Below are 11,945 nucleotides of genomic sequence, written 5' to 3' on the forward strand. Positions count from 1 at the left end.
CGCGCCTTAAGCCGTTCGAGGGGGAGCTGCGCGCTGTCGCCTCGCACGGCCGCCTGCAGGATGACGTCGAGGTCTTCCCGCTCGGCCAACTCGGCGACGTGCTCGCCGAGACCGACATCGTCATCGCCTCGCTCCCCGGGGGCGACGCGACGCGCCACCTGATCGATGACGCCGCCCTCGCCGCCCTCCCCGACGGCGCCCTGGTCGTCAACGTGGGCCGCGGCCCCCTCATCGACACCGACGCCCTCGTCGACCACGTGCGGCGAGGGCGCATCCGAGCGGCGCTGGATGTGACCGACCCCGAGCCCCTGCCCGCGGGTCATCCGCTCTGGAGCCTCGACGGCGTGCTCATCGCCCCGCACGTCGGAGGAGCGACGGATGCCATGCACCCACGCATCGCGCGCCTGCTGCGTCGCCAGATCGACCGCCTCCGGGCCGGCCAGGCGCCGTTGAACGTCGTCATCGGCGGCTGAGTCTCGGCGCGCCGCCTGCGTCGACGGAAGCTCAGACGCGCGAGGACCGTCGGGGCAGCATCGTTCGCAGGGTGTCCGCCATCAGGCGCGCGTCGCGTTGACCGCACACCGCGAGCAGTCCGGCGGCCAGCAGCACCCACGCCGCAACGATCGACAGAAGTCGCACGAGAGGAGGGAGGGAGGTCAGCACCGCGACGTCGAGGCCCCACGTCGCCAGTGTCGCGAGACCGCTCACGGTGAGGGGGACGATGGCCGTGATGAGCAGCGCGCCCACCCGCAGTCCCGCCCGCGGGGCGAAGACGAACGTCCCCGACGCCCAGATCAGCACCTGACCGGCGACCACTCCCCACGCGACGCCCACCGGAGCGAGTGGCGCCCAGACGATGATCAGCAGCACCATCGGAACGCGCCCGACGACCTCGGAGAAGAAGAGGGCGCCCGATCGACCCCGCGCCGCGAAACCCCAGTAGTAGCCGTAGGCGATGGTCTGGAACACGGTGCCCGCGGCCAGCACGGGCAGATACTGCATCGCCGGTAGCCAGTCCGCTCCGAGCACGATCTCGATCACGGGCGCGCCGGCCACCACGAGCAGCCCCGTCACGCAGAGAAGGGCGTGACTCACCAGGCGCTGCGCGCGCACGAGCGCCGCGTTAAGCGCGTCGAGGTCGTCGGCGACCTCCGCCAGACGCGGAAGCAGGATGCGGGTGAGGGGAGCTGCGACCTGTTGCAGGGGGAGCATCACGAGCTGGTAAGCGCGACTGTAGAACCCGACCGTCGCCGCGGGGTACCACGCACCCATGGCGATCGTGTCGACGTTCGTGGTGACGTAGTGCGCCGCGTGCGTACCGAGGGTCGAGACCCCGAAGACGAGGAGGCGCTTCATCGGAGCCCTGCGCGGAAGGCGGGGACGCCACCCGGCGGCCACACACGCCCAGACGAGGGTGACGAGGGCGGCCACCGTTCCCTGCAGCGCCAGGGCGACGTAGCCCGACCCCACGAGGGCCAGGATGACGGCCGTCGCCACGCCGAACGCGTCGCCGCCCAGCTCGGAAGCCGCGAGGCGCCGAAAACGGTCGGTGCGGTTCAGCTCGACGTGGAACTGCACGGCGGCGGCGCGGAAGAGGTAGGCCGGCGCCGCGAGCAGGACGACGGCGACGAGACGGTCGTCGTCGAACGCGTTCGCGATGGGCACCGCCACGGCCGCCACGATCAGCGCGAGCAGGGCGCCGATGGCGGTGTTGAGCCACAGCAGGTTGCTCTTCTGCTGTTCGCTCAGATCCTTCTCGCGCAGCGCCGCAAGGCTCAGACCGAAGTCGCCGAGCACCGAGGCGATGCCGACGATCGCCAGCCCCAGGCTCACGATGCCGAAATCCGCGGGGCCGATCAGACGCGCGAGCACCACGATGTTGACGACCTGCAGCGCATAGCGGAGCCACTGCGTCGACAGCAGCAGTGTCGCGCCCCGAGCCCGCGAGCCGGGGGATGCATCGGGCTCCACGTAGACGGCCCCTCCTGTCGCGCCTCTCGCACGACGCGTCTCCGGAACTCTAGGGTCCGCCGGCGCCGGCGCTCTGCCGCATCGACCCCTGCCCGCCCGAGCGCGCCCGATACTTCACCCGGTGCTCCCCCGAGCGGGGCTCCGGCGGCCGAGAAGCCGCGCTCGTGCAGCGCGCATAGCCTGTGCCGATGACCTCCTCAGCCGTGGCCGGCGCGCGCGCGCGGGCGCGCACCAGCGACCTGCCTCGTCTCGCCACCGCCGTGCGGAGCCCGGGGGCGCGCGCCGCGTCCCTCTGCCTGCTCCTGCTGTTCTGGCTCGCCTGCGTGGCCGGCCCGGTCGCCCAGACCCTGACGATGAGTAGGCGCGTCGCTGTCGAGGGCGTGCGGACGACCCTCGCACAGGCCGTCGTGGATGCGTTGAACGTGGCCTTCTACGTGCCCGCCGTCGTCGCCGTCCTCGTGCTCGTGTTCCGCGTCGTCTTCGTGCGCAACGACGTCGCACCCCTGCTCGTGCTCGTCATCCCTTGGCTGTGGATCATCCTGAACGAGTTCATGCGCGGTGGGCGGGTCTCGCCGCAGATGATCCTCCCGATCGGTGTCGCACTGACCTTCTGGGCGATGCAGACGCGCGTCGGCGACCTCAAGCTGTACGCGCTTCTGGCGGCCCTGCTGACCGGCGTCTCGATGACGCTGACCGTCGTCGCGCCCACGCTCATGTACATGCCCCAGAGCTTCGACGCCGCGTCCGACAAGTCGCTGACGGGACTCCCGCTGCTCGCGGGCTTCTTCAGCCACCCCAACTCGAACGGGCTCTTCCTCGTCCTCGCGCTGCCGCTGGCCCATCTCTTCTCGCGCTGGTACCTGCGCTGGACGATCACCGGCGTCATCCTGTGCGGGATCGTGTGGTCGTCCTCCCGTACGGCGCTGTTCGGCGCAGTGGTCTGGCTCGTGGTCATGCTGCTGAGCCTCCTGCTGCGCGCGTCGCTGCGCCGGGTGCTGATCGTGCTCCTCGTCGGGCTCCTCGCGACCGTCGCCGTCATCCCCCTCACCACGACCGACCCCGAGGCGTACACCGAGCGCGGCGCGATCTGGCAGTTCAACCTCGAGCAGCTGCATGGGGCGCAGTGGGTCTTCGGCTTGGGGCACACGTGGTACGTAGACCACTACGACCTGTTGAAGGCGGCGTTGTCGACAGCCGCCAGCCACGGCCACAACGTCTTCGTCCACTACGTCGTCACGGGCGGCCTCATCCTCGTGCTGCTCATCGCGCTGGTCTTGCTGAACGCCGCACGCATCGCCGCGTGGCTGCCGCGCCGCGAGCATGTCGCGTCCCTGGCCTTCCTGTGCGTCCTCGTGGCCGCGTCCATCACCGAGACCGCCTGGCGCACCGATGCGCCCGACACCCTGTTCGCCTCGATGATGGTGCCGCTGTTCGTGATCGCCACGCAGAGTCGCGTCACTGCCACCTCCGCTCTCGTGCGCCTGTCGGGTGAAACGACAGGTGAAGCGCTCGTGCGTCGCGACGGGGCGCGCGCACAGTCGCGACGCGCACGGGAGCGTCGAAACGCCTGACCCGCGAGGCTCGGCGCCGCGGCCATTCGGCGACGAGCTCGCGGGAGCGCCCGCGCGGGCGCGGGAGGGACCGCGCCGTCTCAGGCGAGACCAGGGCGCGAGCGAGAACTCAGGAGCGTGCGACCAGCGCCCGCAGGCGACGCAAGTTCGTCGAGCCGGGCGGCAGATCCCACGTGAGCAACGGTCGCAGCGCTTCGTCGTCGAGACGTCGCCCGCGCTGGATCGCTCGCCGCTGCCGCAGCTTCTTCGGCATCTTCGCGGTCGCGACGACAACCCCCTTCACCGCCACCGCGCCGTTGCCCTGAAGGACGGCACGCCAGAACGTCAGTGTGTAGGCGAGCGCCAGCCGCGGAACGACCGTCGCCAGATAGCGCCGCGGAACGTTCTTCGTCACCACCCAGAACAGGTTCTTCAGCGTCTGATAGGTGGTGAACCCCGGAATGCGTCCGCTCGTCGCGCCGATGCGGTGGTACGCGATCGCCGCCGGAGCAAGGCGCACCCGCCATCCCCGGAGGTGCGCCCGCCAGCTCAGGTCGACGTCTTCGAAGTAGGCGAAGAAGTCTTCGTCGAAGAGGCCGATGTCGCGGAGCATGTCGGCGCGGTACAGCGTCGACCCTCCGCTTGCGCCGAAGAGCTCGGTCATGTCGTCGTAGGCGTCCAGACGTCTCTCGTCGCGCCCGCGCGGGAAGGGCAGGCCCCAGACGGAGTAGCACTCGCCGGTGCTGTCGAGTCGCTCGCCGTCGATCGTGACGAACTTGCTGGCGACCATCCCCACGCGCTCGTCGCGAGACATCTCCGCGACGAGATGCTCCACCCACGTCGGCTCGGCGACCGCATCGTTGTTGAGCAGCGCCACGAAGGCGTGTCCGCGGTGGAGGGCGTAGCGGAGTCCGACGTTGACCCCGCCGGCGAAGCCGAGGTTCACCGGCTGTGCCAGAACGGTGATGTCGGGGTACGACTCACGGAGCATCTCCACCGTTCCGTCGGAGGAACCGTTCTCGACCACGACGATCTCGATGGCGACGGTCTGGCGTCGGAGCGACTCCAGGCATGCGGGCAGGTCGTCGCGGCCGTTCCAGGTGGGGATGACCACCGCTGTACGCACCGGCGCGGTCATCGGTCCGCTCCGTGTCCGAGTAAGGCATCCTCGAGACGCGCGGGATACGTGTCGGGCGAGAACTCCGCCCGAGCCCACTCCCTCGATGCGCTCGCCGCCCGCCGCGCGGCGAGCGGATCCTCGAGCACCCGCAGCAGTGCCTCAGCGAACCCCGCGGCATCGTCTTCGACGATCAGGCCGGCCGTCTCCCCCTCGCCGACGAGCCCTTCGGCCCCCACCGACGTCGATACCACCGGGATGCCGCGCATCATCGCCTCCACCGTCTTGAATTTCAGCCCCGCTCCCATGCGCAGCGGCACCACCACTGCCGTCGCCGACGCGTACGAGGGTTCGAGCGACGGCACCTCCCCCGTCACGTCGAGAAGCGGGTCCAGGGCCGCAGCTTCGCGCATCGCGGCTGTGGGCCCGGCCCCGGCCAGGACGAAGCGGGCGTCGGGTCGCGTCTTCCGGACGAGCGGAATGATCTCCTCGATCAGCCACTGGGCAGCCTGCGCGTTGACGTCGCGGAAGAACGCCCCGACGAACAACACCGTGGGGGGACCGTCCGACGGCTCCCAAGCGGACGCTGAGACACTCCCGTCGAAGGGCGGTCTCAGAACGACGGCGCGACCCGCGTCACCGCTCAGGCGACTCACGTATCGCGCGTCCTTCTCGCTGAAGACGATCACGGCATCCATCTCGCGGTACAGCCGCCCCTCGTCGCGTCCGACGCTCCGCTGCCGCCAGCGCCCGAGGAGTCGGGCCGGCGTGCCGGGGCGCGTCGTGGCGAAGATGCGGTCGTACGTCTGCGCGATGATGTCGTGGGCCGTGACCACGCGTCGGACGGCGGAACGGGCCGTCGGGTCGGACAGCATCAGCCACCCCATCTCCGACCACTGCGCCTCGATCAGCTCGGCCCGGCCGAGGGCCACCTGCGCCGCGCGTGAATGTCGCACCGCCCGCCGGAACCGGCGCGGTGGCCGTACGGGAAACAGGCGGATCTGCTGGGTGTCGCACCACTCGGCGAGGCGCCCGGTCGAGCGCGGGCGGCAGACGACCACCTCGACCCCAAGATCGTCGCGCAGCAGACGGGCGTTGGCGTCGTTGCCCCGCCAGTCGGGAGCGATGACCGTGACCTCGTGGCCGCGTGCGCACAGGGCGCGCAGGTGCGCGAGCACGTACTGCCCGCCGGCATGCGGGATGCCCGCGTAGGGGACGTGCGCCATCAGGCTGACGATCCGCATGTCTTCTCCTCGTGAGCGCCTCGACCAACCCGCGTGGGCAGGCGGGCGCCCCGGGAAGCTACCAACACCCCCGCCCCCGGCCGCGCGACGCCTTCGGGACGGCCCGGCCCGCTCACCGTCCCCGGGCACGCGCCGCGCACGCAGGCTCAGGATCGTCCCCCGCGCGCGACGGCATGGAGTTCACCCCCGCTTTCACCCGTGCGCCGGACCCGGGCGGCGGACGGGGCGCGCGTCGCCCGAGAACGCGCCGCGACCATAATCGGCGGAGCCCCGACCGAGAAGAGGCCCGCCCGTGGATGCACCGCGACCGCACATCGTGATCGACGCCCGTTCCCTCTTCACCTCCACAGGGCGGTACACGCGCAAGCTCATCGACAACCTGGAGCTGCTGGACACCGAGCACCGGTACACGATCGTGATACCGCAAGCGCGCTTCGCCGACTGGGAGCCGATCAGTCCGCACTTCGCCAAGGTGGCCACCGACACCCCGTACTTCTCGTTGCGCGAGCAGACGACGTTCGCGCGCGAGCTGCGCGCGCTGAAACCGGACCTCATCCACTTCGCGATGCCGCAGCAGCCGCTGTACGTGGGCGTCCCCCGTGTCACCACCTTCCACGACATGACCCTGCTGAAGATCCGCAACCACAAGAAGCACCCCGTCGTGTCGCTCGTCAAGCGTGCGGTCGGCGCAGGGGCCTTCACCCTCGCCGCCCACCGTTCGCGCGTCAACCTGGTCGTCAGCACCTACTCCGGGCGCGACCTCCTCTCGTACACCCGAGCAGCGCCTGCGAGCGTCACGCTGACCTCCCCCGCGGCGGATGCGATCACGGACGCCGCAGCACCCGTGGACGTCCCGTTCGGGCGTTTCGTCCTGTACGTCGGCACCCAGGTGCCGTACAAGAACGTGGGTCGATTGATCCGCGCGGTCGCCGACCTGCGCGACGCGGACGACTCGATCGGGCTCATCGTGGCCGGGAAGATCGACGCCGACGGCTCGCGCCTGATCAGCGGGCTCGATGACCGGGAGCGAGCGGCGGTGCACTTCGCCGGCTTCGTGTCGGACGGACAGCTGCGCTGGCTGTACGAGAATGCCGGGGTGTACGCCTTCCCCTCCTTCTACGAGGGCTTCGGGTTGCCCGGGCTGGAGGCCATGCGACACGGGTGTGCGGTGGTCAGCAGCGACGCGACGTGTCTGCCGGAGGTGTACGGCGACGCGGCGGTGTACTTCGACCCCTCGGACGTCCCGGCGATCGGCGCGGCCCTGCGGAGCGTCCTGTCGGATCCGGAGCTGGCGCAGGGCCTGCGCGAGCGCGGCCACCGACGGGCCGAGATGTACTCGTGGCGCTTCATGGCGCAACGCACCCTCGACAGCTACCGCGACGCGCTCGCCCGCTGAGCGCGTCGCGAGCAACTCGACGAGCCGAGCACGGCCTCAACGAGTGAAAGCGGGGGTGAATGTCGACCCCTGACGATGCGCAGGACCGCGATCACGCCCAGCGATTCCGGACTGCCCGCCCGACCGAGACGGCCGACAGGTCTCTCCGCGCCTCAGCGCTCGTCGCGATCGGCTCCCGACCAGAGATCGCCGCACTCGACGGCTTCCGCCCCCTGGGCGATGAGGTAGGGCCGCGCACCGACATCGCCGCGCACCGACGCCGCGACGGCGCCCCAATGCTCCCGCCCGACGAGCACCGGATGCCCGGGAGACCCCCCGTACGCGGCGTAGGCGAGCGCGTCCGGAGCGGAGCGTCGGACCAGACGAGCGACCGATGACCCCGTGGCATCCGGGGTGTCGACCGGCAGGATCACGACCGACGGAGCGGACTCGGATGCCGCCACCGTCAGGCCCGCGCGCACGGAGGCCGAGACGCCCGTCTGCCAGTCCGCCACGCGGACGACGCTCACTCCCGCGGGGAGGAGGGCCAGCGCCTCGTCGGCGGAGGCGCCGAGGGTCACGAGGATCTGCCCGCACCCGCCCGCGCGCAGGGTCTGGACCGCGAGCGCGATCCACGGGGTGCCGGCCGGCGTGCGCGCGAGCGCCTTGGGACCGCCGAACCGACGACCCGCTCCCGCGGCCAGGACGAGCCCGCAGGGGGCATCGGAGGGGGTGGCCGGCATGGTGACGACAGCGTAGCGCGCGCGAAACACACCCCGACTACGGTCGGAGGCATGCTCGATCTGGCTGCCGACCTGGTGCCGCTGCTCGAGGCGGGCGTGCCCGTCGCGGCGGTGACGGTGACCGGTGTGGTGCGCAGCGCTCCGCGCGGCGTCGGGGCCACACTCGCCGTCACGCGCGATGCGCGGGTGATCGGGTCGATCTCGGGCGGGTGCGTCGAGAGCGACGCCGTCATGCTCGGACTCGACGCCCTGCGTACCGGTCGGGTGCGCCGCGCGCGCTTCGGATTCACCGGCGACGGCACCGTGACGCCGATCTCTGCGGGGCTCGCGTGCGGCGGCGCGGTCGACGTCGTCGCCTACCGCATCGACGCGGCCTCGGTGCTGCCGGCGCTGATGGCCGCGCGTGCGGGAGCTGCGGCGACGCTGCGCCTCGACCTCGAGGGCGAGGGACTCGACCTGCACCGCCCGGCGGCTCCGCGCCTGGTCATCCTCGGCGCCGGGGAGCACGCGGCGGCGTTGTGCCGCCTGGGCTCCGCGGCCGGCTTCGCGGTGACGGTCTGCGACGACTGGGCCCTCCTGGTGACACGGGACCGCTTTCCCGAAGCGGTCGAGCTCGTCGTCGCCGCCCCGCACGACTTCCTCGAGCGGTTCCCCTCGCCCGACGCCCGCACCGCCGTGTGCGTGCTGACCCACGACGAGCGCCTCGACGTGCCCGCGCTGCGCGCGGCGCTGCGCCTGCCGATCGGTTTCGTCGGCGCGATGGGCGCGCGCGCCACCGTCGCGCGCCGGGCGACACTCCTGCGAGCGGCAGGGGTGAGCGAGACCGAACTGTCGCGACTGCACTCGCCGCTCGGCCTCGACCTGGGCGGTGCGACCGCCGAGGAGACGGCCCTGTCGGTGATCGCCGAGATCGTGGCATCCCGCAACGACGCCGACGCCCGCCCGCTGCGCGAGGCGCGCGGGCCCCGACTGCACGTCTCCGCGGGGCACGCCGCCAGCCCGGGCGACGCGACGCTCTCGTGCGCGGTGAGGAAGGCGTGAGCGTTCTCGTCGTGCGCGGCGCCCTGGCCGTCGTCGAAGACACCGGCCGCGTGCGCACCGGCGACGTCGTCTGCGTCGACGGGGCGATCATCGAGGGCACCGACCTCGCGGAGATGGACCACGCGGGGGCGACGGAAGTGGATGCCACGGGGTGCGTCGTCACCGCCGGGCTCGTCAACGCGCACCACCACCTGCTGCAGACGGCCTTCCGCACCCTTCCGGGCACCCGCGGCATCCCGATGCGGGAGTGGCTGCCCGCGATGGCCTCGGCGTACACCTCCGCCGGTGTCGACCCGGAGCTCACCGGTCTCGCCGCTCGCGCCGGCCTCGCCGAGGCGCTGCTGAGCGGGGTGACCACGGTCGCCGACCACCACCTCACCTGGCCGAGCGGTGCGGACACCGTCGGCATGGCCCGGGCGGCGTCAGGGGCGGCGGCAGGTCTCGGTGCGCGCCTGGCGTTCGTGAGAGGCGCCGCACGCGACGATCCGCAGGAGGCGGCCGCGTCGGCCGACGCCATCGTGCGTGCGCTCCTGCCCGGAGTCCACGGCGGCGTCTCCGCCGACGGGATGCGGCAGGTCGCGGTCGGGCCCGCCGGGGTGCACAGCGACCCGCGCGAGACGTTCGAGCTTCTCGGCGAGGTGGCGGCGATGCACGGCCTGCGCCGGCGCACACAGGCGAACGAGGTCGTCGACGTCGACCTCGCCCTCGAGCGTTACGGCTCCCGCCCCATCGACCTGCTCGACGAGTGGGGGTGGCTCGCCCCCGACGTCACCCTCGCCCACCTGTGCGCCGTCACCGACGACGAGATCGCCCGCCTCGCGGCATCCGGGGTCACCGCCACCCACGCCCCCGGCTGCGACGTGCCGATGGGGTGGGGTGTCGCGCCCGTCCGGAGCCTCCTCGACGCGGGACTCGCCGTGGGCCTGGGCACGAGCGGAGGCGGCAGCAACGACGCGGGGCATCTGCTGGCCGATGCGCGCCTCGCGATGCAGGTCTCCGCCCTCGTCGGGCCGCAGCTGCCGGCATCCGAGGTGCTCGGCATGGCCACCGCCGGCTCCGCCGATGGCCTCGGCCGGCCCGAACTCGGACGACTGACCCCCGGTTCGGCCGCCGACCTATGCATCTGGGACGTCTCGGGGGTCGCCGACGCGGGGGTCGCCGACCCGGTTGCGGGGCTCCTGTGGGCCTCCCCCGGTCGCCGGCCGCGCACGGTCGTCGTCGGCGGACGTGTCGTCGTCGACGAGGGCCGACTCACCACCGCCGACGAGCACGAGATCGTCGCCCAGCTGTTCGAGAGAGTGCGACGATGACCACCATGGCCCCTGCGATCGACGTCGACGACGCTCCCACCGGCGACGAGCTGCTCGGCGCGCACCTGCGGGGCCTCCGCAAGGCGCGCGGTCTGACCCTCACCCAGCTCGCCGAGGCGGCCACGCTGTCGCACCCGTTCCTCAGCCAGCTCGAGCGGGGCCTCGCGCGCCCCAGCATGGCGAGCCTGGAACGTCTGGCCCGGGCGCTCGGCACGAGTCGCGTCGAGCTCATCGCGGCATCCGAACCCCCGCGCACCGACCAGGACGCGCAGCCGTCGTTCGTCGCCGCCGACGAGGGCGTCATCGGCCCCTACGCCGAGGGCACGGCACGCCTGCTCGCCACCGGAGCGCGGCGCTTCGAACCGCTCGAGTTCACCGGCTCGAACTCCGCGCCGGGCGACCACTACGTGCACGAGGAAGATGAGTTCCTCACCGTGCTCGAGGGGTCGATCGTCATCTCGTTCGGGGTCTACGGCGAGCGCACCCTGCACGTCGGCGACTCGGTCTACTGCCGTTCGGGTACGCCGCACCGGTGGCACTCGCCCGACGGCGCGACCTATCGCCTGCTCATCGTGAAAGACCTGGTGAACGGCGGCGGCGCCGACGATCAGGCGGGGGTCGGGGCGTGAGCGGCGGCGTGACGTTCGACGTCGTCGTGCGCGCGCGACGGGATGCCGCCGACGGCATCGTCCTGCTCGATCTCGAGCGCACCGCCGGTACACTGCCGCACTGGTCGCCGGGCGCGCACATCGACGTCGTGCTGCCCGGCGGTCTCGAGCGGCAGTACTCGCTGTGCGGATCCGTCGCCGAGCGGGGCACGTGGCGGATCGGCGTGCTGCGCGAGCGCGAGGGGTCGGTCTGGCTGCACGACAACGCCGTCGAGGGGGCCTCCCTGCGCGTGCGCGGACCCGCCAACCGCTTCCTGTTCGCGCCCACGGCCGGCCGGTCGTACGTCTTCGTCGCGGGGGGCATCGGCATCACGCCGATCCTGCCGATGATCGAGGCCGCCGAGGCGGCGGGGGCGGCGTGGACGCTGCTGTACGCCGGGCGCTCGCACCGGACGATGGCCTTCGCCGACGACCTCGTCGAGCGCTACGGCGAGCGGGTCGAGGTATACGCCGCCGACGAGGGACGCCGCCTGGATCTGGCCGCCCGCTTCGCCGCGCCGGTCGCGCGCACCGTCGTCTATTCGTGCGGACCGGCGCGTCTGCTCGAGGCGCTGGAGGATGCCATGGGCGCCTGGCCCGGGGGGAGCCTGCACGTCGAGCGGTTCGAGGCCAAGGTGCTCGAACCGCCGGTGTGGACGGAGCCGTTCGAGGTCGACCTGATGCTGTCGGGGGTGACCGTCACCGTCCCGCCCGAGCGCTCGGTGCTCGACGTGGTCGAGGAGGCGGGGGCGATCGTGCCCTCCAGCTGCCGGGTCGGCACGTGCGGCACGTGCGAGGTGGCCATCGTCGACGGCGACGTGGAGCACCGCGACTCGGTGCTCTCACCCGAGGAGCAGGCGGCGAACCGCACGATGATGGTGTGCGTCTCGCGGGCCGCGTGCGATCGGATCACGCTCGAGCTGTAACGGCGACGCTCCCCGGCCGTC

General features: G+C 72.1%; 11 protein-coding genes. 7 read left to right on the plus strand and 4 right to left on the minus strand.

Features of this window, described 5'->3' with window-relative positions:
- On the plus strand, nt 1–473 hold a 473-nt coding region (locus RWP81_RS08540; RefSeq protein WP_314454832.1), incomplete at its 5' end, for an NAD(P)-dependent oxidoreductase.
- A gap of 31 nt (nt 474–504) precedes the next feature.
- Here the strand turns inward: RWP81_RS08540 and RWP81_RS08545 are convergent.
- Nucleotides 505–1,971, minus strand: a complete 1,467-nt coding sequence (locus RWP81_RS08545; RefSeq protein ID WP_314454835.1) for a lipopolysaccharide biosynthesis protein — start codon at nt 1,969–1,971, stop codon at nt 505–507.
- Nucleotides 1,972–2,159: 188 nt separating this feature from the next.
- On the opposite strand from RWP81_RS08545, the gene RWP81_RS08550 reads away from it, so the two are divergent.
- Nucleotides 2,160–3,542 (plus strand): hypothetical protein, encoded by a 1,383-nt coding sequence (locus RWP81_RS08550; RefSeq protein WP_314454838.1) that lies wholly within the window; start codon nt 2,160–2,162, stop codon nt 3,540–3,542.
- A gap of 109 nt (nt 3,543–3,651) precedes the next feature.
- Here RWP81_RS08550 and RWP81_RS08555 read toward each other — a convergent pair whose 3' ends face one another.
- Nucleotides 3,652–4,659: a glycosyltransferase family 2 protein gene (locus tag RWP81_RS08555; RefSeq protein WP_314454841.1), complete on the minus strand. Its 1,008-nt coding sequence runs from the start codon at nt 4,657–4,659 to the stop codon at nt 3,652–3,654.
- Nucleotides 4,656–5,882, minus strand: coding sequence for a glycosyltransferase (locus RWP81_RS08560; RefSeq protein WP_314454844.1), 1,227 nt, complete (start codon nt 5,880–5,882; stop codon nt 4,656–4,658). The genes RWP81_RS08555 and RWP81_RS08560 overlap by 4 nt, the downstream gene beginning before the upstream one ends.
- Before the next feature lie 292 nt (nt 5,883–6,174).
- Here RWP81_RS08560 and RWP81_RS08565 point away from each other — a divergent pair, with 292 nt between their 5' ends.
- Nucleotides 6,175–7,278, plus strand: a complete 1,104-nt coding sequence (locus RWP81_RS08565; RefSeq protein ID WP_314454847.1) for a glycosyltransferase family 1 protein — start codon at nt 6,175–6,177, stop codon at nt 7,276–7,278.
- A gap of 152 nt (nt 7,279–7,430) precedes the next feature.
- On the opposite strand, the gene RWP81_RS08570 is transcribed toward RWP81_RS08565, so the two are convergent.
- Complete coding sequence (locus RWP81_RS08570) at nt 7,431–8,000, minus strand: nucleotidyltransferase family protein (RefSeq protein WP_314454850.1); 570 nt, start codon at nt 7,998–8,000, stop codon at nt 7,431–7,433.
- 51 nt (nt 8,001–8,051) lie between these two features.
- Between RWP81_RS08570 and RWP81_RS08575 the strand changes: the two genes are divergently transcribed.
- From RWP81_RS08575 to RWP81_RS08590, 4 genes are read left to right on the plus strand one after another with little or no spacing between them, the layout of a single operon-like run.
- Nucleotides 8,052–9,041: an XdhC family protein gene (locus RWP81_RS08575; RefSeq protein WP_314454852.1), complete on the plus strand. Its 990-nt coding sequence runs from the start codon at nt 8,052–8,054 to the stop codon at nt 9,039–9,041.
- Nucleotides 9,038–10,351 carry an amidohydrolase family protein gene (locus tag RWP81_RS08580; protein WP_314454855.1) on the plus strand — a complete coding sequence of 438 codons (1,314 nt, stop codon included), beginning with the start codon at nt 9,038–9,040 and terminating at the stop codon, nt 10,349–10,351. The genes RWP81_RS08575 and RWP81_RS08580 overlap by 4 nt, the downstream gene beginning before the upstream one ends.
- Nucleotides 10,348–10,980: a helix-turn-helix transcriptional regulator gene (locus RWP81_RS08585; protein ID WP_055959709.1), complete on the plus strand. Its 633-nt coding sequence runs from the start codon at nt 10,348–10,350 to the stop codon at nt 10,978–10,980. The genes RWP81_RS08580 and RWP81_RS08585 overlap by 4 nt, the downstream gene beginning before the upstream one ends.
- Nucleotides 10,977–11,924 carry a PDR/VanB family oxidoreductase gene (locus RWP81_RS08590; protein ID WP_314454858.1) on the plus strand — a complete coding sequence of 316 codons (948 nt, stop codon included), beginning with the start codon at nt 10,977–10,979 and terminating at the stop codon, nt 11,922–11,924. Before RWP81_RS08585 ends, RWP81_RS08590 begins: the two co-directional genes overlap by 4 nt.
- Nucleotides 11,925–11,945: the final 21 nt, after the last annotated feature.

Origin of the sequence: uncultured Microbacterium sp. (assembly GCF_963521695.1) — a bacterium.
Classification (GTDB): Bacteria; Actinomycetota; Actinomycetes; order Actinomycetales; family Microbacteriaceae; genus Microbacterium.